The 21499-nt window shown below is 72.3% G+C and carries 23 protein-coding genes; 7 read left to right on the top strand and 16 right to left on the bottom strand.

What is annotated here, in order from left to right; all coding sequences use genetic code 11:
- Positions 1-5 precede the first annotated feature (5 nt).
- The 3 genes from ABLM29_RS18185 to ABLM29_RS18175 all read right to left on the bottom strand — a co-directional run bounded on the left by ABLM29_RS18185 (position 6) and on the right by ABLM29_RS18175 (position 2573).
- On the bottom strand, positions 6-758 hold the full coding sequence (locus tag ABLM29_RS18185) for a hypothetical protein (RefSeq protein ID WP_349715888.1): 753 nt from the start codon (positions 756-758) through the stop codon (positions 6-8).
- Positions 759-790: 32 nt separating this feature from the next.
- Complete coding sequence (locus ABLM29_RS18180; protein ID WP_349715885.1) at positions 791-2188, bottom strand: glycine--tRNA ligase; 1398 nt, start codon at positions 2186-2188, stop codon at positions 791-793.
- Positions 2189-2252: 64 nt separating this feature from the next.
- Positions 2253-2573 carry an antibiotic biosynthesis monooxygenase family protein gene (locus ABLM29_RS18175; RefSeq protein WP_349715884.1) on the bottom strand — a complete coding sequence of 107 codons (321 nt, stop codon included), beginning with the start codon at positions 2571-2573 and terminating at the stop codon, positions 2253-2255.
- Between the two features lie 65 nt (positions 2574-2638).
- Between ABLM29_RS18175 and ABLM29_RS18170 the strand changes: the two genes are divergently transcribed.
- From ABLM29_RS18170 to ABLM29_RS18160, 3 genes are read left to right on the top strand one after another with little or no spacing between them, the layout of a single operon-like run.
- On the top strand, positions 2639-3628 hold the full coding sequence (locus ABLM29_RS18170) for a metal ABC transporter substrate-binding protein (RefSeq protein ID WP_349715883.1): 990 nt from the start codon (positions 2639-2641) through the stop codon (positions 3626-3628).
- The gene (locus tag ABLM29_RS18165; protein ID WP_349715882.1) at positions 3625-4488 is read left to right on the top strand and encodes a metal ABC transporter ATP-binding protein; all 864 of its coding nucleotides are present in this window, start codon (positions 3625-3627) and stop codon (positions 4486-4488) included. The genes ABLM29_RS18170 and ABLM29_RS18165 overlap by 4 nt, the downstream gene beginning before the upstream one ends.
- Positions 4485-5495 carry a metal ABC transporter permease gene (locus ABLM29_RS18160; protein ID WP_349715880.1) on the top strand — a complete coding sequence of 337 codons (1011 nt, stop codon included), beginning with the start codon at positions 4485-4487 and terminating at the stop codon, positions 5493-5495. The genes ABLM29_RS18165 and ABLM29_RS18160 overlap by 4 nt, the downstream gene beginning before the upstream one ends.
- A 296-nt stretch (positions 5496-5791) precedes the next feature.
- On the opposite strand, the gene ABLM29_RS18155 is transcribed toward ABLM29_RS18160, so the two are convergent.
- From ABLM29_RS18155 to leuA, 5 genes are all read right to left on the bottom strand, one after another.
- Entirely contained in the window at positions 5792-6574 is a 783-nt protein-coding gene (locus ABLM29_RS18155) for a neutral zinc metallopeptidase (RefSeq protein ID WP_349715879.1), read from the bottom strand.
- A gap of 155 nt (positions 6575-6729) precedes the next feature.
- The gene (locus ABLM29_RS18150; protein ID WP_349715877.1) at positions 6730-7530 is read right to left on the bottom strand and encodes an isoprenyl transferase; all 801 of its coding nucleotides are present in this window, start codon (positions 7528-7530) and stop codon (positions 6730-6732) included.
- 21 nt (positions 7531-7551) lie between these two features.
- Complete coding sequence (gene recO / locus ABLM29_RS18145; RefSeq protein WP_349715876.1) at positions 7552-8301, bottom strand: DNA repair protein RecO; 750 nt, start codon at positions 8299-8301, stop codon at positions 7552-7554.
- 190 nt (positions 8302-8491) lie between these two features.
- Positions 8492-9364, bottom strand: coding sequence for an alpha/beta fold hydrolase (locus ABLM29_RS18140; protein ID WP_349715875.1), 873 nt, complete (start codon positions 9362-9364; stop codon positions 8492-8494).
- Between the two features lie 42 nt (positions 9365-9406).
- Entirely contained in the window at positions 9407-11137 is a 1731-nt protein-coding gene (gene leuA, locus ABLM29_RS18135) for a 2-isopropylmalate synthase (RefSeq protein WP_349715874.1), read from the bottom strand.
- Positions 11138-11312: 175 nt separating this feature from the next.
- Between leuA and ABLM29_RS18130 the strand changes: the two genes are divergently transcribed.
- From ABLM29_RS18130 to ABLM29_RS18120, 3 genes are read left to right on the top strand one after another with little or no spacing between them, the layout of a single operon-like run.
- Entirely contained in the window at positions 11313-11813 is a 501-nt protein-coding gene (locus tag ABLM29_RS18130) for a flavodoxin family protein (RefSeq protein WP_349715873.1), read from the top strand.
- Between the two features lie 29 nt (positions 11814-11842).
- On the top strand, positions 11843-12661 hold the full coding sequence (locus ABLM29_RS18125; protein ID WP_349715870.1) for a septum formation family protein: 819 nt from the start codon (positions 11843-11845) through the stop codon (positions 12659-12661).
- The gene (locus ABLM29_RS18120) at positions 12654-13523 is read left to right on the top strand and encodes a septum formation family protein (protein WP_349715869.1); all 870 of its coding nucleotides are present in this window, start codon (positions 12654-12656) and stop codon (positions 13521-13523) included. The genes ABLM29_RS18125 and ABLM29_RS18120 overlap by 8 nt, the downstream gene beginning before the upstream one ends.
- Before the next feature lie 46 nt (positions 13524-13569).
- Here the strand turns inward: ABLM29_RS18120 and ABLM29_RS18115 are convergent, their stop codons facing one another.
- The 8 genes from ABLM29_RS18115 to ABLM29_RS18080 form a co-directional block, all read right to left on the bottom strand.
- On the bottom strand, positions 13570-14187 hold the full coding sequence (locus tag ABLM29_RS18115) for a DsrE/DsrF/DrsH-like family protein (protein WP_349715868.1): 618 nt from the start codon (positions 14185-14187) through the stop codon (positions 13570-13572).
- A 14-nt stretch (positions 14188-14201) separates the two neighbouring features.
- Positions 14202-14516 carry a TusE/DsrC/DsvC family sulfur relay protein gene (locus ABLM29_RS18110; protein ID WP_349715867.1) on the bottom strand — a complete coding sequence of 105 codons (315 nt, stop codon included), beginning with the start codon at positions 14514-14516 and terminating at the stop codon, positions 14202-14204.
- 11 nt (positions 14517-14527) lie between these two features.
- Positions 14528-15772, bottom strand: coding sequence for a type III sulfide quinone reductase, selenoprotein subtype (gene sqr, locus ABLM29_RS18105; RefSeq protein ID WP_349715865.1), 1245 nt, complete (start codon positions 15770-15772; stop codon positions 14528-14530).
- A 115-nt stretch (positions 15773-15887) separates the two neighbouring features.
- Entirely contained in the window at positions 15888-16613 is a 726-nt protein-coding gene (locus ABLM29_RS18100; protein ID WP_349715863.1) for a class F sortase, read from the bottom strand.
- Between the two features lie 28 nt (positions 16614-16641).
- Positions 16642-17751, bottom strand: coding sequence for a GTPase Era (gene era / locus ABLM29_RS18095; protein WP_502889273.1), 1110 nt, complete (start codon positions 17749-17751; stop codon positions 16642-16644).
- Complete coding sequence (locus ABLM29_RS18090) at positions 17751-18551, bottom strand: siderophore-interacting protein (protein ID WP_349715862.1); 801 nt, start codon at positions 18549-18551, stop codon at positions 17751-17753. Before ABLM29_RS18090 ends, era begins: the two co-directional genes overlap by 1 nt.
- 40 nt (positions 18552-18591) lie before the next feature.
- On the bottom strand, positions 18592-19890 hold the full coding sequence (locus ABLM29_RS18085) for a class I SAM-dependent methyltransferase (protein ID WP_349715861.1): 1299 nt from the start codon (positions 19888-19890) through the stop codon (positions 18592-18594).
- Positions 19887-21269 carry an FAD-binding oxidoreductase gene (locus tag ABLM29_RS18080; RefSeq protein WP_349715860.1) on the bottom strand — a complete coding sequence of 461 codons (1383 nt, stop codon included), beginning with the start codon at positions 21267-21269 and terminating at the stop codon, positions 19887-19889. Before ABLM29_RS18080 ends, ABLM29_RS18085 begins: the two co-directional genes overlap by 4 nt.
- Before the next feature lie 23 nt (positions 21270-21292).
- Here ABLM29_RS18080 and ABLM29_RS18075 point away from each other — a divergent pair.
- Positions 21293-21499: hypothetical protein (locus ABLM29_RS18075; RefSeq protein WP_349715858.1), on the top strand; the 207-nt coding region annotated here is incomplete at its 3' end.

Here is a 21499-nt window from a genome sequence, read left to right as displayed (position 1 = left end):
TACGGCTACTGGTTCTTGTTCTTCTGGTTCTTCTTCTGGTTCGCCTCGGCCTTCTTGGCCGGCGACTGCCCCTTCCACACCACGGGGTCCCGGTCGTTCGGGGGCGGGAAGACGACCGCGTCGAACCGGCGGCCGGGCGAGAGCAGGTAGACGAAGCAGAGGTTCGCGCTGGCACCCTTCCGGAAGGTCTTCGGCAGCGTGCCGCCGGGACACGGCTTGAACACCTGCTCCCGGAACCGCTGCGCGTCGACCAGCGTCCCCTCGTCGTCCCGCGCCCACAGCAGGACGTCGATCCCACCGAGGTTCCGCTTGACCGGGTTCACCGCCCTCGCCCGAACGAAGAAGGGCTTCAGCCGCGACGTGGCCTTGTCGATCTTCCAGCCCTCGAACGACTTGGCGAACGTCGTCCGCTCCACGCTCCTGACCCGGAGGTCGAGCACCGCCGTGACCTTCTTGGTCGGCTGCCACGCGACCGTGGCCCGCTGCCCGAGGTAGAGGCGGGTGCCGGGGTCGGTCAGGGTCACCCCGGCCGGCACCGTCACGTAGGGCTCCAGCGCGGTCTCCGACGGCGAGGCCGAGTCCGAGGCGCCGGACGACGACGCCGAGGACCCGCCGTCTCCCCCGCCGGCCCCGTCGTCACCGTCGGAGCTGCACGCGCCGATCGCCAGGGCGCCGGCCACGAACAGCGCGGCGGCACCCCGAATCGTCCGGGACGGACCCGGACGACGTCCGGGACGGACTGCGGCCGCCTTGCTCACCGGGCCATTCTTACAGGCCGGTGCGCGCGGGATCAGCAGCCGGCCAGCCGCTCCGCGAAATAGCCGGTCAGGCGGTCCAGCGAGACCCGCTCCTGCGACATCGTGTCGCGCTCGCGGATCGTCACGGCGTGGTCCTCGAGCGTGTCGAAGTCGACGGTCACGCAGAACGGCGTACCGATCTCGTCCTGGCGGCGGTAGCGGCGGCCGATCGCGCCGGAGTCGTCGAAGTCGACGTTCCAGTTGCGGCGCAGCTCGGTGGCGACGTCCTTCGCCTTGGGCGACAGGTCGGCGTTGCGCGAGAGCGGCAGCACCGCGGCCTTGACCGGCGCCAGGCGCGGGTCGAGGCGCAGCACGGTCCGCTTGTCCACTCCGCCCTTGGTGTTCGGCGCCTCGTCCTCGTGGTAGGCGTCCACCAGGAAGGTCATCAGCGAGCGCGAGAGGCCTGCTGCCGGCTCGATGACGTACGGCGTGTAGCGCTCGTTGGCGGCCTGGTCGTAGTACCGCAGGTCGGCGCCGGAGGCCTCCGCGTGCGTGGAGAGGTCGAAGTCGGTGCGGTTGGCGATGCCCTCGAGCTCGCCCCACTCCGAGCCGGCGAAGTTGAACCGGTACTCGATGTCGACGGTGCGCTTGGAGTAGTGGGAGAGCTTCTCCTTGGCGTGCTCGTAGTGGCGCAGGTTGTCCGGGTTGATGCCCAGGTCCGTGTACCAGCGGGTGCGCTCGTCGATCCAGTACTGGTGCCACTCCTCGTCCTCACCGGGCTTGACGAAGAACTCCATCTCCATCTGCTCGAACTCGCGGGTGCGGAAGATGAAGTTGCCCGGCGTGATCTCGTTGCGGAAGCTCTTGCCGATCTGGGCGATGCCGAACGGGGGCTTCATCCGCTGGCTGGTCACCACGTTGGCGAAGTTGAGGAAGATGCCCTGCGCCGTCTCCGGGCGCAGGTAGTGCAGGCCCGACTCGTCCTCGATGACGCCGAGGTAGGTCTTGAGCAGGCCGGAGAACTGGCGCGGCTCGGTCCAGGCGCCGCGGGTGCCGCAGTTGGCGCAGGCGATCAGGGACATGTCGACGCTGTCGGGGTCGTCGATGCCCTTCTTCTCCGCGTACGCCTCCTGGAGGTGGTCGGCGCGGAACCGCTTGTGGCAGGACTGGCACTCGGTCAGCGGGTCGGTGAAGGTCGCGACGTGGCCGCTGGCCTCCCACGTCTGGCGCGGCAGGATGACGCTCGAGTCCAGGCCGACGACGTCCTCGCGGGCGCGCACCATCGCGTTCCACCACTGGCGCTTGATGTTGTCCTTGAGCTCCACGCCCAGCGGCCCGTAGTCCCACGCGGAGCGGGTGCCTCCGTAGATCTCGCCGCAGGGGTAGACGAATCCTCGGCGCTTGGCGAGGGAGACGACCTGGTCGACGACGGACGGCGGCGGCTTGGCCACGATGGTTCCTTTCTGGGACCTCCCGGCCGGCTGCCGGGTGGACGTTCGCAAATGGGGACGGGGTTCAGGTTACGCGCGGGCGCGGGACGTTCAGCACCGCGTCCGGCTCGACGAGCTCGTAGGCGCTGGGCTCGTCCAGGGCATGGCTGAGGATCGGCACGGCACCGGCCTTGACGTCGTACGACGAGAGGGCACGTCGGTAGGCGCCGACGCTCTCCCAGAGGGTGCTGAGCACCCACAGGTCGGGCTCGTCCAGGTTGCGACCGACGTGGCCGCCGACGTAGCCCCGGCACGCGGCGAGCAGTCCGTGCGCCGCCTCCAGGTCCTCCCGCAACCGCTCGCCCGCGGGGGCGCCGGCGGCACGGAACCGGTTGACGACGAGCACGGGCGCCAGGCTAGCGGGCGCGTGCAGAATTGACCCACCCGCCTCCTTGAATGAGAATGATTCTCATGCGCTTCGGAATCCTGGTCCCCGCCCTGACCGCCCTGACCCTGACCGCCACCGGTTGCTCGGCCTTCGAGGGCGACGGCGCCGACGCCGGGGACGGCGTGCAGGTGGCCGCCGCCTTCTACCCGCTGGCGTACGTCGCCGAGCGGGTCGCCGGCGACCACGCCGACATCGAGCTGCTGACCCAGCCCGGTACCGAGCCGCACGACCTGGAGCTGACGGTCAAGGAGACCGCCGTCGTCGCCGGCGCCGACCTGGTGGTCTACCAGCACGGGTTCCAGGCGGCGGTCGACAAGGCCGTCGAGCAGAACGCGACGGGCGCGACCGTCGACGTCGAGGAGGTCGTCGACCTGCTGCCCGCCGACGCCGAGGACGACCACGACCACGACCACGCCGACGAGGACGAGCACGCCGACGACGACGGGCACGCCGACGAGGACGAGCACGCCGACGAGGACGAGCACGACCACGGCGACGTCGACCCGCACTTCTGGCTGGACCCGGTCCGGATGGCCGACCTCGGCGACGCCGTCGCCGACGAGCTCGCCGACCTCGACCCCGACCACGCCGACGACTACACCGCCAACGCCGCCGCGATGCGGGACGACCTGACGGCGCTGGACGAGGAGTACGTCGACGGGCTGGCCACCTGCGAGCGCGACACCATCGTCGTCTCGCACGACGCGTTCGGCTACCTGGACAAGTACGGTGTCCACGTGGCTGCGATCGCAGGTCTCTCCCCCGACGCCGAGCCGACCCCGGCCGACCTCGGCGAGCTGCACGACCTCATCGAGTCCGACGGCATCACCACCGTCTTCAGCGAGCGGCTCGCACCGAAGCAGCTCGCCGAGAGCCTCGCCCGCGACGCCGGCGTCACCACCGCGGTCCTGGACCCGATCGAGGGCCTGACCTCGGAGACCGCCGACGAGGACTACCTCAGCCTGATGCGCGCCAACCTGGACGCCCTGCGCACCGCGAACGGCTGCGCATGAGCGGCGCCACGGCCTCCGGCACGCCCGTGCCGGACCCGGCGACGGAGGCCGTGGCGGCCCAGAACGCGTCGGTCGTGCTCGGCGGCCGACCGATCCTGCGGCGCGTGGACCTGGTCGTGCGGCCCGGCGAGTTCGTGGCCCTGATGGGCGCCAACGGCTCCGGCAAGTCGACGCTGGTCCGCACCCTGCTCGGGCTCTACCCGACCGCCGGCGGCGAGGTCCGCCTCTTCGGCGACCGGATCGACGACTTCGACGACTGGCACCGGGTCGGCTTCGTGCCGCAGCGCGCCACGGCCGGCTCCGGCATCCCCGCCTCGGTCTGGGAGGTGGTCGCCGCCGGCCGGCTCACCCACCGCCGCCCGTTCAGCCGCCTCAGCCGCGCCGACCGCGCCGCCATCGACGAAGCGCTGGAGGTGGTCGGGCTCGCCGACCGCCGCCGGGACACCGTCAGCCACCTCTCCGGCGGTCAGCAGCAGCGGGTGCTCATCGCCCGCGCCCTGGCCGGGCATCCGGAGGTCTTCTTCCTCGACGAGCCCACCGCCGGGGTCGACCTGCCCAACCAGGAGGTGCTCGCCGCGACCCTGGGCCGGCTGAAGGAGCGCGGCGCGACCATCGTCCTGGTCGCCCACGAGCTCGGGCCCCTGGCTCCGCTGGTCGAGCGCGCCGTCGTGATGCGCGACGGTCGCGTCGCCTACGACGGCCCCCCGCTGGGCGACCACGAGGTGCACTCCCCGCTCTTCGGGGAGTCCCACACGCACCACCACACCGGCACACCCGGCTACGTCGGCCGCGCCGACCACGTGCCGCACGTCGGTTCCCCGGTCGACCGGCCCACCCGGCCGGAGGAGGAGTCCCGATGAGCGTCTGGGAGCTGTTCTCGCTGCCGTTCATGCAGCGGGCCCTGCTCGCCGCCGTCTTCACCGGCGTGGCCGCCCCCGCCGTCGGCACCTTCCTGGTGCAGCGCCGCCTGGCCCTGATGGGCGACGGCATCGGGCACGTCGCGGTCACGGGCGTCGCGCTGGGCCTGGTCACCGGCATCGCGCCCACGTGGACCGCGGTGCTCGTGGCCACCGCGGGCGCCGTCACCATCGAGATCATCCGCGAACGCGGCGCCACCAACGGCGACGTGGCGCTGGCGCTGCTCTTCTACGGAGGCCTGGCGGGCGGTGTCCTGCTCAGCGGCATCGGCGGCGAGAGCGCCGTGACGCTCCAGCAGTACCTCTTCGGCTCGATCACCACGCTCTCCCCCAGCGACGTGCTCGTCACCATGGGGCTGGCGGTGGCCGTCGTCGTGCTCTGCGTCGGGCTCGCGCCGCAGCTCTTCGCCGTCGCACAGGACCAGGAGTTCGCCCGCGTCGCCGGCCTCCGCGTCCGGTTCTACAACGTGCTCGTCGCCGTCCTCGCCGCGGTCAGCGTCACGGTGGCCATGCGCACCGTCGGGCTGCTGCTGGTCTCGGCACTGATGGTGGTGCCGGTGGCGACCGCACAGCAGCTCACCCGCTCCTTCCGCGGCACCTTCCTGCTGGCGATGGGCCTCGGCACCCTCGCCTCGGTCGGCGGACTGGTCGCGGCCACCTTCGCGTCGTACCGCGCCTCCGTCTCCCCCGGACCGGCGATCGTCGTCGCCGCGCTGGCCGGCTACCTGATGGCCTGGCCGATCGGCGCGCTGCTCCGGCGTCGGGCCCGCCTGCGGGAGCCGTTCAGCCACCTACCGGACATCGAGGCCGAGCACGAGCCGATCGATCGGCACCCCCACCAGCACGGCCCCGGCTGCGGCCACCTGGCGGTCCCGCACGACGACCACGTCGACTACGTCCACGACGGCCACCGCCACGCGGTGCACGAGGGCCACTACGACGAGCACTGAGTGGGATGGCGCGAGCGCGTCTCCGCTTCGCTCCGCCGCGCTGCCGCGCTCGCGGTCGAGGCAGTCTGTGGTCGCGGCCTTCGGGCGGCCTGCGGGTGCCTGCACGCGGCGAAGCCGCCCTCGACCGCTCCGGTCGATTCGCTCCCTCCGCGGGCTCGGACGGCGTTCCCCGCGACAGCAGGCGACCGGTGGTTCCGGGCGCGAGCCCGGCCCCAGGTGGTTGAGGTGCGACCCCGGCCCCCGGTGGTTGAGGTGCGAGCGAAGCGAGCCTCGAAACCACCCGACCCCGACCGGCGTCAGCCCTTGGTCTTGCTCCGCGGCAGGCACTCGACGACACCGCCGCTGCGGCCGGTGTTGAACGCCTCGATCCGCTGGAAGCTGTCGCCGTGGTCGCCGGACATGGTCCACGCGGTCTCGTCGCTGAGCTGGTTGAGGGCGTTGACGATCTCCTTCTCGTCGCCGTCCTCGAACGTCAGGTTGCCGTCGGCCGCCGAGCCGTAGAGCGTGGCGCCGGCCAGGCAGTCGGCCTGCAGCTCCAACGCGTCGGCCTGCAGGCTCATCGCCAGCCGGGCCTGGATGGCGTGGCCCCACTCGTGGGCGACGACGAGGTAGGGCCAGGAGTCGCCGACCTCGAAGCCACGGGCGATCAGGGTCTGGTCCCACGCGACGTAGTCGCCGTCGGGGCAGTAGAAGGCGTTGTCGGCGGGCAGCGGCTCGTCGAAGCAGGTGGGTGCTGAGGCGGCGTCGGTGCCGTCGTACAGCCCGATCACCGTCGGCGGGGTGTAGGTGCCGGTGAAGAACTCCGTCCAGTGGTCCTCCCAGAACCGCTCGGTGATCTCGACCGCGCCGTTCAGGTCCTCGACGAGCTCCTCGGGGGTGACGGCACCGGTGTAGGGGGCCATGGGGCCCTCCGAGGTCGGCGCCGACGTCGGCATCGACGGGGTGCCGCCCATGTCGTCCGTCGGCTCGGCGGCCGCGGTCTCGGTGACGATCACCGTCTCCACGTCGTCGGGGTCGGCGCCGGCGTCGGCGCCGCAGGCGGTGAGCGAGGCGGCCAGCACGACCAGCGTCGCGGCCACCGCGACGGGAACCGCACGTCGAAGGCCCCGCCGGGGCCGGGCAGCGTTCATGGGGACCTCGATCGTGAGGGCGGAGGGGTGACCCTCATCTACCCCCCGACTGGGGCCCCGACACATGGCGCGAATCGGTGAAAATCCGGCACCGACGCCTCGGCTCAGGCGCTGCCGTAGCGGCGGTCGCGCCGCGCGTACTGGTCGATCGCCGCCCACAGGTGACGCCGGTCGACGTCGGGCCACAGCACGTCGCTGAAGACGAACTCCGAGTACGCCGCCTGGTAGAGCATGAAGTTGGAGAGCCGCTGCTCCCCCGAGGTGCGCCAGATCAGGTCGGCGTCGGGGAGCTCGGGCACGTACAGGTAGCGACCCAGGGTGCGCTCGTCGACGCGGTCCGGGTTGACCCGGCCGGCGGCGACGTCGCGGGCCAGCGCGCGGGCGGCGTCGCCGAGCTCGGAGCGGCCGCCGTAGTTCACGCACATGGTCAGCGTGAGCACGTCGTTGTCGCGGGTCAGCTCCTCGGCGACCTTCAGCTCCTTGACCACCGAGGTCCACAGCCGCGGCGCCCGGCCGGCCCAGCGCACCCGGACGCCGAGCTCGTGCATCTCGTCGCGGCGGCGCCGGATCACGTCGCGGTTGAAGCCCATCAGGAACTTCACCTCGTCGGGGCTGCGCGACCAGTTCTCGGTGGAGAACGCGTACGCCGAGATCGCCTTCACGCCGATCTCGATCGCGCCCTCGACCACGTCGAAGAGCGACGACTCCCCCTCCTCGTGCCCCTTGGTCCGCGGCAGCCCCCGCTCCTGGGCCCAGCGGCCGTTGCCGTCCATCACGATCGCCACGTGGTGCGGCACCAGCTCGGCGGGGATCGGCGGCGGCGTCGCGCCCGACGGGTGCGGCGTGGGCGGCCGGACCTCGCGGCGGGGCGCGGGCGTACGGCTACGGCGGGACGAGCGACTCACAGCGGCAGCGTAGGGCAGTGCTCAGCGCTCGACGTACGCCAGGGAGCGCAGCCCCCTCTCGAGCTGCCACTGCACGAACGCCGCGACCAGCCCGCTGCCCTCCCGCACGTGCCGGGCCTCCGCCGCCTCCACCACCGGCCAGTCGCCGGCGAGCAGCGCGCCGAGCAGCCGCAGCGTCTCCGGGGCCGGCGCCGCCGAGCCCGGGATCCGGCAGGTCGCGCAGAGCACGCCACCCATCGACGGGTTGAACCAGCGGTGGCTGGTCAGCTCGCCGGTGCCCAGCACCGGCGGTCGGCCGCAGTGGGCGCAGTCGACGAACGAGGGGGCGTAGCCGGCGATCGCGAGCGCGCGCAGCAGGTAGGAGTCGAGGACGTGCCCCGGCGCCCGGTCGCCGGCCGCCATCGCCCGAAGGGCGGCGGTCAGCAGCCCGAACTGCTGCACGGCCGGCTCCCGCTCCTCGGCGACGAGCCGCTCGGCGGTCTCCAGCATCGCGGTGCCCGCGGTGTAGCGGTCGTAGTCGAAGCCGATCTCGGCGCCGAACGCGCCGCGGGTCTCGGCCTGGGTGATCGTGTCCAGGTTGCGCCCCTGGGCGAGCTGGAGGTCGACGTGGGTGAAGGGCTCCAGGCGCGAGCCCCAGCGCGAGGTCGTCTTCCGTACGCCGCGGGCGACCGCCCGGACCCGGCCGTGCTGCCGGGTCAGCAGCGTGATGATGCGGTCGGCCTCACCCAGCTTGTGGGTGCGCAGCACGATCGCCTCGTCACGGTAGAGCACCCGCCCATTCTGCCGCCGGGGACCGACAGGACCGCGGCGGCGCGCCCGCGGCGGGCTGCCGGTCGAGGTGGTTTCGAGGCTCGCTTCGCTCGCACCTCAACCACCGGCACGGCTCGCTCCGCTCGCACCTGCGTCGGTGGTTGAGGTGCGAGGAGCGCTAGCGACGAGCCTCGAAACCACCTCGACGGACCTACGCGCCGCCGCGGCGGGGGCGCCGGATGCCGGACCCGCGGCTGCAGTCGAGCGCGAACCGGGTGGCCAGCAGGTCCAGCCGCTCCGGCGAGCGCCGCCACTCCAGCGGCGCGGCGACCTCCAGGGTGGCCTGCGGGAGCTGCTCGGCGAGCGCCTCGGCGTCCGAGGCGGGGTGGAAGGGGTCGCGCGGGCGGGCCACCACCAGCGCCGGCACCCCGATCCCCGCGCGGTCGGCGTAGGAGGGACCGAGGCGGCCGAAGAGCACCCCGTGCGCGAGGGCCGCGAGCGCGCCCGGGCGCTGGTCGAGGGCGTCCATGAGGCGCCGCACCGGCCGCGGCGCCAGCCGACGCGGCACCGGTAGGGTCGCCCAGCGGGCGGCGTGCACGCCGAGCGGCACGAACCTCCCGACGTACATCAGCGGGGCGAGCACCGCGAGCTCGATGGCGAGGGCGTCGTCGAGCACCGGGGCATCCAGCAGCAGCCCACGGACCCGGGTCGGCGCCAGCGCCGCCGCCTCGAGCGCCACGTTGGCGCCGAGCGCGGTGCCGCCGAGGACCGCCTGCGCGGCGCCCAGGTGGTCCAGCAGCGCCACCACCTGCTCGGCGAACGCGGTCACCGAGTAGCTGAGCGGGTCCGCCGGCCGGTCCGAGCGCCCGTGGCCGAGCAGGTCCGGCACCACCACGTGCAGGCCGGAGGCGGCCAGCGACCGGGCCAGCCGGGCCTGGACCCGGCGCGGGGCGAGGACGGGCGGCACCAGCACCACCCAGGCATCGCCCGAGCCGTACTCGGTGTACTCGATGCGGTCCCGCCCGCGGGCGGTCTCCACGAAGAGCTGGCCGACCTGCTCCGAGGCCAGGATCCGCTGCGCCATCGTTCCCCCGCCCGCCGCGCTCGTCCTCGTCGTCCCTGTCGGCTAGGCCCCGGCCGGGATCGTGATCGCCTGCGCCCGGTTGGCGGCGCACACCACCGCCCGCAGCGACGCGGTCACGATGTTGTGGTGGATGCCGATGCCCCAGACGATCTCGCCGGCGACCTCGCACTCGACGTACGCCGCGGCGACCGCGTCGCCGCCGGAGGAGAGCGCGTGCTCGGCGTAGTCGAGCACCCGGATGTCGGCGCCGGCCTGGCGCATCCCGTCCACGAACGCGGCCACCGGGCCGTTGCCCTCGCCGGAGAAGACCCGCTCCTCGCCGCGCACCACCAGGTGCACCTGCTGCTGGTCGTCGCCCTCCCCGTCGGTCACCGAGGACCAGGAGGTCAGCGAGTAGGGCTGCTCGCGCTCGAGGTACTCGGCACGGAAGATGTCCCAGATCTGCTGCGGGGTGACCTCGCCGCCGGCGGTGTCGGTGTGGGCCTGGATCACCCGGCTGAACTCCATCTGCGCGCGCCGCGGCAGGTCCAGGCTGTGCTCGGCCTTGAGCACGTAGGCGACGCCGCCCTTGCCGGACTGGCTGTTCACCCGGATCACGGCCTCGTAGGTGCGGCCGACGTCCTTCGGGTCGATCGGCAGGTACGGCGCCTCCCACGGCACCTCGCCGACGGGCTTGCCCTGCTCCTCGGCGATCCGGTCCAGGTCCTCCAGGCCCTTCTTGATCGCGTCCTGGTGCGACCCGGAGAACGCGGTGTAGACCAGGTCGCCGGCGTAGGGGTGGCGCGGGTGGACCGGCAGGCTGGTGCAGTACTCGACCGTGCGGCGCACCTCGTCGATGTCGGAGAAGTCGATCTGCGGGTCGATGCCCTGGCTGAACAGGTTCATGCCCAGCGTCACCAGGTCGACGTTGCCGGTGCGCTCGCCGTGGCCGAACAGGCAGCCCTCGACGCGGTCCGCGCCGGCCATCAGGCCCAGCTCGGTCGCCGCGACCGCGGTGCCGCGGTCGTTGTGCGGGTGCAGCGAGATCGCGGAGAACTCGCGGCGGCTCAGCTGCCGGCCGAAGTACTCGATCTGGTCGGCGTAGGTGTTGGGCGTGGACATCTCCACGGTGGCCGGCAGGTTGAGGATGATCTCGCGGCCCGCCTCGGGCTGCCAGATGTCGGAGACCCGCTCGCAGACCTCGAGGGCGAAGTCGGTCGGGGTCTGGGTGAAGATCTCGGGGCTGTACTGGTAGCCGAAGTCGGTGCCGGGCAGCAGCTGGTCGGCGTACTTCATCACCCACTCGGTGCCGCGGGTGGCGATCGCGATGCACTCGGCCTCGGTGACGCCGAAGACCACGCGGCGGAACAGCGGCGCGGTGGCGTTGTAGAGGTGGACGGTGGCCTTGTCGGCGCCGACCAGCGACTCGACGGTGCGCGAGATCAGGTCCTCACGGGCCTGGGTCAGCACCGAGACGCGTACGTCGTCGGGGATCCGGTCGCCCTCGATGAGCTGGCGCACGAAGTCGAAGTCGGTCTGGCTGGCGGCCGGGAAGCCGATCTCGATCTCCTTGTAGCCCATCTTCACCAGGAGGTCGAACATCTTCATCTTGCGGGCCGGGCTCATCGGGTCGATGAGCGCCTGGTTGCCGTCGCGCAGGTCGGTGGAGAGCCAGCGCGGTGCCTTCGTCACCTTCTGGTCGGGCCAGGTGCGGTCGGGCACCGTGACGGGCTCGAAGGCGGTGTAGCGGTGGTACGGCATGCCGCTGGGCTGCTGAGCGGGGATCGTGGTCATGAGGTTTCCTCGGCTGTTTCGTCGACCGTGGTCATGGTCGAGGTGGGCGCCGGGCGCATCACTCACTCCGCAGCGAGGGGGTCCGGCTTTCAGACCTCGCTGCGGCCGCTAAGAAGGAGCGCGCGCATCATGACGAGACCCAGGGTAGCGCACCGCGTCCACCTAGGCTGAGGCCGTGTCCGCCACCGGCTCCCGACTCCTGATCGTGCACCACTCCCCGACCCGGTCCCTGGCGCGCCTCCGCGACGCCGCCGTGGCCGGCGCGCACGACGAGGAGATCACCGGCGTCGAGGTCGTCGTCCGCCCGGCGCTCGAGGCGACCGCCGAGGACGTGCTCGCCGCCGACGGCTACCTGCTCGGCACCAGCGCCAACTTCGGCTACATGAGCGGCGCGCTCAAGCACTTCTTCGACTCGACCTTCCTGGCCGTCGGCGGCGCGCTGGACGACTCCGGCGGCGCGGGAGACTCCGGCGGCACCACGGCCGGTCGCCCCTACGGGCTCTGGGTGCACGGCCGCTACGACCTGACCGGCGCCGTGCGCTCCGTCGGCTCGATCGTCGGGGCGCTCGGGTGGCGCCGGTCCTACGACGTGCTCGAGGTGCTCGGCGACGTCGACGAGGCGGCGGAGCGGGCCGCCTACGAGCTGGGCGCTACCATCGCGGCACTGCTGGCCTGACAGACGCGGCCGGCCGCCGAGGAGGGTCGATGGGGCGAGGTGCCGGGGCACGCGCGCGTGCTGCCGCCGTACTGCTGGCCTCGCTCCTCGCGGTCAGCGCCTGCGGCGCGCAGCCGCAGGGCGGCCACTCCGACCCCGACCAGGTCGACTCGGTCGAGCAGCCCGAGCTCGGGGCGTGCCGCGTGCTGACGCCGGCCGACGTGCGCCAGCCCGCGAACGCGACGGAGACCGTGGACTGCGCCGCGAAGCACACGGCGGAGACGTTCGCGGTCGGCGACCTCCCGGCCGGGTTCGACGACACCGAGTACGACGACGAGGCGCTCGGGTCGTTCGCCTACAAGGCCTGCACCCAGAAGTTCGCCGAGCACCTCGGCGCCGACGAGAGCACCGTGCTGCGCACGATCCTCAGCTGGGCGTGGTTCCGGCCCTCGGAGAAGGCCTGGGCCCGGGGCGCCCGCTGGTACCGCTGCGACGTGGTCGGCGGCGGCGACAGCGAGAGCGCCGAGTACCGCACCCTGCCGGAGACCACCACCGGGCTGCTCGCGGGCCGCCCCGACGACCGGTGGATGGTCTGCGCGGCGGGGTCGTCGGTGGCCGAGGGCGTCAAGGTGCCGTGCTCACGGCCCCACGACTGGCGCGCGGTGACCACGATCAAGCTGGGCGTGGCGACGGACTCCTACCCGGGCGACGCGGTGGCGGAGTCGCGCACGCGGTCGTTCTGCCAGAAGTCGGTGAGCGCCTGGCTGAACTACCCGGCGACGTTCGACTTCGGCTACACCTACTTCCACCGCGCCGAGTGGGAGGCCGGCATCCGCCGGTCCGTCTGCTGGGCCCAGACGGGTGAGTAGGGCCCGGGCGCTGGGGGGTGCGGCACTGCTGCTGGGGCTGACCGGCCTGCTGACCGGTTGCTCCAGCGACGGCGGCGAGGACGCCGACGCTGCCGCCGCCTCCGCGAGCGCCGCCGCCGAGGCCGCCACCTCGGCGAGCGCGGCCGCCGCCCCGACCCCGGCGCCGAAGCCGCCGGCGACGCCGAAGGTGGGCACCTGCTACCGGATGTCGTTCGACCAGGCCGTGGCCCCCACCGCGACCGCCCGCAAGCGCGACTGCGCCCGGCCGCACACCGCCGAGACCTACCGGGTCGGTGCCCTGGCGACCGTCGCCGACGGGCACCTGCTCGCCGTCGACTCCGACCGGGCCCAGCGGCAGGTCGCCGAGGCGTGCCCCGGCGGCCTGTCGGCGTACGTCGGCGGCGACGAGAGCGCGCTGCGGCTCAGCATGATCCGCCCGGTCTGGTTCACCCCCAGCGTCGAGGAGTCGGACGAGGGCGCCAACTGGTTCCGGTGCGACGCCGTCGTGGTCACCGGCTCCTCCGGCCTGGCGACCGTCGACGTCAGCCTCCGGGGCATCCTCGACCGCGACGCCGACCGCGACCGGGTCGCGATGTGCGGCACGGCCGCCCCCGACGCGGACGCCTTCTCCCGCGTCCCGTGCGCGGCGCAGCACTCGTGGCGCGCCATCTCGGTCGTGGGCCTCACCGGGGAGTCCTACCCCGGGGAGCAGGCGGCCCGCAGCCGCGGCGACGGCGTCTGCGAGGACGCCGCGGCCGCCCGCGCCGACGACCCACTCGACTTCCAGTGGGGCTACGAGTGGCCGACCGAGGCGCAGTGGGAGAGCGGGATGACGTTCGGGCGGTGCTGGGCGCCGGAGTGACCGCGAGTCGGCAGAAACTTTCTGCCGACTCGCGTTCCGGGTGGCGCTACACGAAGACGATCTGCGCGCCCTCGGCGATCTCGATGAAGTCCGAGGCGCTGATCACGCCCTCGACGCCGGGGTGCAGGTCCGCCGCGATGATCTTCATCATGTCGTAGCTCAGCTTGCAGACCCACATGTGCACGCCCGCGGCGTGGATCATGTCAAGGAACTCCGGGATCTCCGGGATGTCCTCCTCCTCGAGCTGCTTCTTCATCATCTTCGTGCCGATGCTGGTCATGCCCGGGAGTCCGCCCATGCCCTGAGGCATCGACTTGTACTCCCAGCCGCGCCCGAGGCGGGCGAGCTCGGGCATGTGCATCGCGGTGTTGCCGAGCATCGTGAACTTCAGGTTGTTGTTGTTCTTGCGGTTGACGATGTCCAGGCCCCAGAAGGTGAAGAAGATGTGGACCTCGACGCCCTCGCCGAGCGCGGCGTTGCCCATGATCAGCGCCGGGTACGCCATGTCCAGGTTGCCCTTGGAGCAGATGAAGGCCATCTTGCGCGGACCGCTGTACGCCGGCGCGGACGCGCCGTCCACGGCGGTGCCCGGCTGGGCGGTGGCCGCGGGCCGGTCGCCGAAGTCCGGCATCACGAAGCCCTCGGGGATGGTGGTGGTGGTCATCTCGTCGCTCCTCCTCAGACGCAGCCGACGGGCTTGGGCAGTCCGGCCAGCCAGGCCATCTTCTTGGCCGGCTTGCCGGGGTAGAGGCGGTAGAGGTCGCGGACCTCGAACCCGCCGACGGTCTGCATCCGGCGCAGCGTCGGGGTGTTGCCCTCGTCGCCGGCGTCCTTGCGCATGAACAGCAGCGGCGCGAGGTGCTCCTCGTCGAGCTCGACGCCGATCAGCGCCGCCAGGTCGTGGGCCAGCTCCTCGCTCCACTGGTCGCGGACGGTGAAGAACCCCTCGCCGTCCACGTCGAACGACCGGCCGTTCAGGGTGTTGGTGTGCATCGCGCTCCTCCTCAGGCCGACTTCTCGGCCGACATGTCCTTCCCGGACTTCGACATCAGCACGGGGACGGGGAGCCGGTGTCCGGGCAGCAGCATCCGCCAGTAGATCTGCTCGAAGGCCAGCTTGCCCATGTGGTTGCGGCGGGTGTTGCGCAGCAGCGACATCGGGCCGACCGCGGGGAGCGGGAAGGTCCCGGGCAGGGGCTGGGTGTCGTAGTTGAAGTCCAGCAGCAGCGCCTTGCCCCGTCCCGTCTCCAGGAAGCAGTTGGCGTGGCCGTCGAAGGCGTTCGGCAGGGGGCGGTCCTCGATCGCCGCCAGGAAGTTGTCGATGAAGAGCTCGGTGGCGAAGTGGGCGACCGAGCCGGCCTTGGAGGTCGGGATGTTGCTCGCGTCGCCCAGCACGAAGATCCGGTCGTGCTCGGTCGAGCGCAGCGTGTGCTTGTCGACCGGGACGAAGCCCATGTCGTCGCCCAGGCCCGAGTCGATGACGAACTGGGCGCCGGTGTGCGGCGGGACGGTGACCAGCAGGTCGAACGGCAGCGCGCGCCCGTCGTAGGAGTTCAGCGTGCTGGCCTCGTTGTCGACCCGCTCGACGGCGAAGTCGGCGGCCAGCCGGATGCTGCGGTCGTCGAGGAGGTCGCCGAAGGTCTGCGAGGCGATCGGCTTGGTGAAGGCGCCGTCGAGCGGCGTCACGTAGGTGATGTCGATCAGGTGCCGGATCCCGCGCCTGCGGAAGTGGTCCTCGACCAGGAACGCGAACTCCAGCGGCGCCACGGGGCACTTGATCGGCATCTCGGACACGTGCACCAGCAGCCGGCCCTTCTCGAAGGTGCGCAGCTTGTCGCGCAGCGCCGTGGAGCCCTCCAGCGAGTAGAACTCGTGCACCGTGTCCCGCCACAACGGCCCGTCCGCGACACCGGGCACCAGCTCCGGACGCGGGTGGGAGCCGCTGGCGATGATCAGCCAGTCGTACGCCAGCTCCGATCCGTCGCCCAGCTTCACCGTCTGCGCGTCAGCGTCGACGCGGGCGATGTCGGCCTGGACCATCTCGACGCCGTCCGGCAGGAAGGAGCGCCGACTGCGCACCACCCTCGCCGGGTCCATCCAGAACGGGATGAACAGGTAGCCGGGTTGGTAGTGGTGCTCGTCGTCGCGATCGACGATGGTGATCCGCCAATCGTCGTCGAGCTTGTCGCGCAGCAGGTTGGCGGCCATCGTTCCGGCCGTCCCGGATCCCAGGATCAGCAGTTGAGGCATGCCTCGACGCTAGTCGTCGGCGCGCGGGACGGGAAGGGTCCGACGGCCCTGCACACCGGCCGCCGAGGTCACCCGCCGACGGGACCTGCGTCCCTGGCGCACTGCGCCCGCGGCATCAACCGCGACCGCGCACCAGGTCCGCGAACCACACGGTGCGGTGCGTCCAGTCCCCCGGCCCGAGCCGGACCCCCGAGCAGACGATGACGACCACCTGCGGCGGCCCGTCGGCGGCGTACACGCGCACCAGCGCGTCGGGATCCTCCGGGGTCACCTCGATCTCGTCGGACGTGCGGTAGCAGGAGATCCGGTCGTCCGGCCCCTCGAGCACCACCAGGTCGCCGACGCCGTACGACGCCAGGAGGTGGTTGCCCATCCCGGTCCCCTGCGGCAGCGTGTGCGCCGTCAGCGTCACGTTGCCGCGGCGGGATCCCGGCCGCGCGCCCTCGGCGTCCCAGGCGAAGTCGAGCTGGGCGCCGGCCGTCAGCGGCGGCACGCCGATGACGCCGAGCGCGTCGCGGGGCGCGGGGTCGACCACCGCACCGTCGGTGACCCCGGGGATCCGGACCGTCTCCGGAACGAACCCCGACCGCAGCGCCGCGTCCGCGCGGCAGCGGTCCAGGAGGCTCATCGGGCGCAACGCGTCGGACGCCGTCGGCGATGCCGCCGTGGACCCCGACGGCGCCGGCACGGAGGTGTCGGGGTCCCGGGCCACGCCCGCGTCGCCCGATCCCGTCCAGGAGCCGGTCGACACCCGCACGACCACCAGCGCCGCACCGACGACCACGGCCAGCGCGACGACCGCGGCCAGGGTCGCGAGCGCGCCCCGGCGAAGACGGCGCATCCTGCTCACCTCCCGGCCGGCCGGTCCCTCAGAAGCCGAGCTTGCGCAGCTGGCGCGGGTCGCGCTGCCAGTCCTTGGCGATCTTGACGTGGAGGTCCAGGTAGACCGGCGTGCCCAGCAGCGCCTCGATCTGCTTCCGGGCGTCCGTGCCGACCTTGCGCAGGCGGGCGCCCTTCTTCCCGATCATGATCCCCTTCTGGGAGTCGCGCTCGACGTACACGCTGGCGTGGATGTCGAGCAGCGGCTTGTCCTCGGGACGGCCCTCGCGCAGCCCCATCTCGTCGACCACCACGGCGATCGAGTGCGGCAGCTCGTCGCGCACGCCGTCCAGCGCGGCCTCGCGGATCAGCTCGGCCGCCAGGATCTCCTCGGGCGCGTCGGTCAGGTCGCCGTCCGGGTAGAGCGGCGGACCCTCGGGCATCAGTCCGACCAGCAGGCCGGCGAGCAGGTCGATCTGGTCGCCGGAGACCGAGGAGACCGGGACGATCTCCTGCCAGTCGGTGCCGGTCTCGTGGCCCAGCGCGGCGATGTCGAGCAGGTGCTCGGCCAGCCGCTCGTGGTCGACGAGGTCGGTCTTGGTCGCCACGGCGATCTTGGTGGTGCGCCGCACCTTGGCGAGCTCCTCGACCAGGAACCGGTCGCCGGGACCGATCTTCTCGTCGGAGGGGAAGCAGACCGCGACCACGTCGACCTCCGCCCAGGTGGTCATCACCAGGTCGTTGAGCCGCTCGCCGAGCAGCGTGCGCGGCCGGTGCAGGCCGGGGGTGTCGACCAGCACCAGCTGGCCGTCGGGCCGGTGCACGATGCCGCGCACCACGGTCCGGGTGGTCTGCGGCTTGTCGGAGGTGATCACGACCTTCTGCCCGACCAGCGCGTTGGTCAGCGTCGACTTGCCGACGTTGGGCCGGCCGACGAAGCAGGCGAAGCCGCTGCGGTGGCCCTCGGCCACCTCGACGCCGCCGAGACCGGTCATGCCGACCGCGGGGGCCGGCGGCGGCAGTGCGCCGAACTCCTCGTCGAACTCGTCCTCGTCGTCATAGTCCTCGTCGTCATAGTCCTCGTCGTCGTAGTCCTCGTCCTCGAGGGTCTCGTCCTCGAGGTCCTCGACGTCGGGTCGCTCGTCCCGCTGGTCCGCCATCACTCCGCCTTCGCCCTGGCCTCGTCGTAGTCGGCCCAGATCTGCTCGTCGCTCTTGCCCGCCGCCTTGCCGGCCCGCCAGATCGGGCCCGGGTCGACCGCGCGCGGCTGGCGCTCCTTCACGGCGCGCCAGTAGCCCATCACGTCGTAGTGGGTGCTCGGCATCTTCCGCTCCCGCATCAGGTGCTTGCGGATCGCCCGCATCTGGGCGGACTCCCCCGCCATCCAGAAGTACCCCGGGCCGTCCGGCCACGCCAGACCCTCGACGATCTCGGCCAGCCGGCTGCCGCCGTCCTCGCCGGGCGCGGTCCAGGAGACCTCGACCCCGTCCGGCAGGTAGGCGGCCAGCTCCTCGGGCAGGTCCGCGGCCTCGGCGTGCACGTGGACCGGCAGCCGGCCGACGTGCGCCTCGGCGATCCGGGCCATCGCCGGCAGCGCCGTCAGGTCGCCGACCAGCAGCAGCCAGCCGGCGTCCTCGGGGACGTCGAAGGAGCCCTTGGGCTCGGTGATCGTCACCTGCTGGCCGACCGGGTCACCCGCGCCGCCGAGCGCCCACTCGGTCACCAGCCCGACGGCGTGCACCACCACGTCGAGCACCAGCTCGGCGCCGTCGAAGGAGCGGACCGTGTAGTAGCGGGACTGGAACTGGCCCGGCACCACCAGGCCGACCCACTCGTCCGGGACGCCCGTGGAGGCGAACCCGGCGAGCCCCGGACCGCCCAGCGTCAGCCGCACCAGGTGCGGGCTGACCCGCTCCCGTCGTACGACGTCGGCGACGAACTGCTGGGCACGCACACTCACCGGCCCAGGCTAGCGGTGCGGCCTCGCAGAAGCCGAAGCGTCACGCCCCGAAGTCGTGGCGCAGCGGGTAGCCGCTCTCCCCGTCGACGGTCTTGGTGGCCAGCACGTGGTGGAGCTGGATCTCGTTGCGCTCGAAGGCGATGCGCGACCCCGCCATGTAGAGGCCCCACACCCGTGCGGTGCCCTCGTCGGTCTCGGCGACGCAGGCGTCCCAGTGGGCGGCGAGGTTGGCCGACCAACCGGCCAGCGTCTTGGCGTAGTGGACCCGGATGTTCTCGTGGTGCTGCACCTCCAGGCCGGCGTTCTCGACCGCGCGGACGATGGTGCCCGACCCGGTGAGCTCGCCGTCGGGGAAGACGTAGCGGTCGATGAACGCACCCGCGGTCGGCTTCCCGCCGCTGTAGTGGCGGGTGATGCAGTGGTTGAGCATCCGCCCCTGCGGCTTGAGCCGGCTCTCCACGAAGCCGAAGTACGACGGGTAGTTGGCCACGCCGATGTGCTCGGTCAGGCCGATCGAGCTGATCGCGTCGAAGTCGGTCTCGGGGACGTCGCGGTAGTCGGAGAAGCGCACCTCCGCGATGTCGTCGAGGCCCTGCCGCTTGATCTCCTCCTGCGCCCAGGTGGCCTGCTCGCGGGAGAGGGTGACGCCGAGCGCCTTGACGCCGTAGTGGCGGGCCGCGTGACGGACCATGCCGCCCCAGCCGCAGCCCAGGTCGAGCAGCCGCTGGCCGGGCTTGAGGTCGAGCTTGCGGCAGACGAGGTCGTACTTGTGCTCCTGCGCCTCCTCCAGGGTGGCGTCCGCCGTCGGGTAGACCGCGCAGGTGTAGGTCATCGACGGGCCCAGCACGTGCTCGTAGAACGTGTTGGAGACGTCGTAGTGGTGGTGGATCGCGTCGGCGTCGCGCTCCTGCGAGTGCCGACCCCACTTGCCGAGGGCCCGGAGCCCCTCGAGCCGGTGGCGCCAGGCGGGCAGGTGCTCCTGCGGGGGCGGCGCCGGCGGCACCAGGTTGCCGAGCCCGAGGGCGCGGACCAACGAGAGCAGCTCGGCCGGCTTCGGGATGCCGAAGTCGGTCATGTCCTTGAGCAGGGCGAACGCCGGGTAGGGGTCGCCGGGGTGCGCGCCGTGCAGGACCAGGTCTCCGGAGACGTAGGCGCGCGCCAGGCCGAGGTCGCCCGGGGCGGTGAGGATGTAGGAGAGGCCGCGCTCGTTGACCAGCTCCAGCCCGAACTCGGCGTCGGGCGGACCGGACTGGCTGCCGTCGTAGGCCTTGAACCAGAGCGGGAGGCCTCCCGGGAAGAAGGACTCGATCGTCGGTGCGATGCCACGGGTGGGGCTCATCGACTCTTCACCGCCTTGTCGTAGAGGTTGGTCAGCCGGTCGTCGGGGTCGTAGCGCTCCTTGAGAGCGGACAGGTTGTCGGTGTTGTAGAGGGCGGCGAACTCCTCCGGGGCGTAGAAGGCCTCGGAGTAGAGCGACTTGTGGCCGCCCAGGTCGTGGACCTTCGCCTCGATCGCGCGGTTGCGCGGGGCGTCGACCGCGTCCGGGCCGACGTGCACCGTGCCCCAGAAGCCGACGTTGACGTAGAGCCGCCCGGGCTCCAGCGGGTACGTCGACCACGGCCGCCGCGAGACCAGGGGGCACAGCCACACCGGGCGCATGCCGACCTCGGCGTCGAACCAGTCGAGGAACTCACCGAGCGCCTCGACGGGGACCTCGATGTCCTGCACCACGCGCTCGCGCAGCGGACGCCCGGCCCGGCGGTCGAGCCGGTCGGCGATGGAGAAACGGCGGTCGAGGTGGAGCAGGCGCATGTAGACGTCGGAACGCCGCCAGCGGCGCGGCCACAGGCGCCGGATCGCCGGGTTCTGCGCGCCGAAGGCACCCGAGCACCAGAACCAGTCGGTGTCCCAGCGCCACAGGTAGTCGTACATCGTCAGCAGGTCCTGGCTCCGCTCGGCGACGGAGCGGAAGTAGACCTGCTGGCCGGTGTAGTCGCTGGGCCGGTCGACACCCGGCACCGAGGTCGGGTCGTCGGTCCAGCGGGCCAGGGTCAGGTAGTACTCCCCGGGGGCGAAGGCGACCCCGTCCAGGCCGTGCACCGGCTGGCCGTCGTGCTCGCCGGCGGCGGCGATGGCGGCCATCGTCTTCTCCAGCAGCCCGGTGTCGTCGAAGCGCAGGTGGCGCAGCGCCACGTAGCTGGGGACCGGCTCCAGCCGGATCCGCAGCCGGGTCGCGTAGCCGAGCGACCCGTAGGAGTTCGGGAAGGCGTCGAAGAGCGCCTCGCCGGGCCGGGTGGTGACCACCTGACCGGCCCCGGTGAACACGTCCATCTCCAGCACCGACTCGTGCGGCAGGCCGTTGCGGAAGCTGGTCGACTCGATGCCGAGCCCGGTCACCGCGCCGCCCAGCGTGATCGTGCGCAGCTGCGGCACGACGTACGGGATCAGGCCGTGCGGCAGCGTCGCGTCGACGAGGTCCTCGTAGGTGCACATCCCCTGCACCTCGGCGACGGGGCCCTCCGGCGCGTCGGGGATCACCTCGATCACGCCGTCCAGGCCGGAGACGTCCAGGCCCGGGGCGCTGACGGCCGAGCGGGCCCGGAAGAGGTTGGTGGTGGGCTTCGCCAGCCGCACCGGCTGCCCGGCCGGGATCGCGGCGCAGGAGTCCGCGAGCCGGGCCACGGCCCGGTGGTGCTGTTCCCAGGCACGATGGGGCATGGGCGTCAACCTACTCCCCACCGGTGACGCGCGCGTTTCGATTACGCGTCCGGACGGCGTGTCCGGCGGAGCGGTGGTGGTTTCGAGGCTCGCTGCGCTCGCACCTCAACCACCGGCAGGGCTCGCTGCGCTCGCACCTCAACCACCGGCAGGGCTCGCTGCGCTCGCACCTCAACCACCGGCAGGGCTCGCTGCGCTCGCACCTCAACCACCGGCAGGGCTCGCTGCGC

It is taken from the genome of Nocardioides sp. YIM 152588, from assembly GCF_040191335.1.
In the GTDB taxonomy this organism is placed as follows: Bacteria; Actinomycetota; Actinomycetes; order Propionibacteriales; family Nocardioidaceae; genus Nocardioides.
Note: the sequence above shows the minus strand (reverse complement) of the source record. Positions and strands in the feature narration are given on the sequence as shown.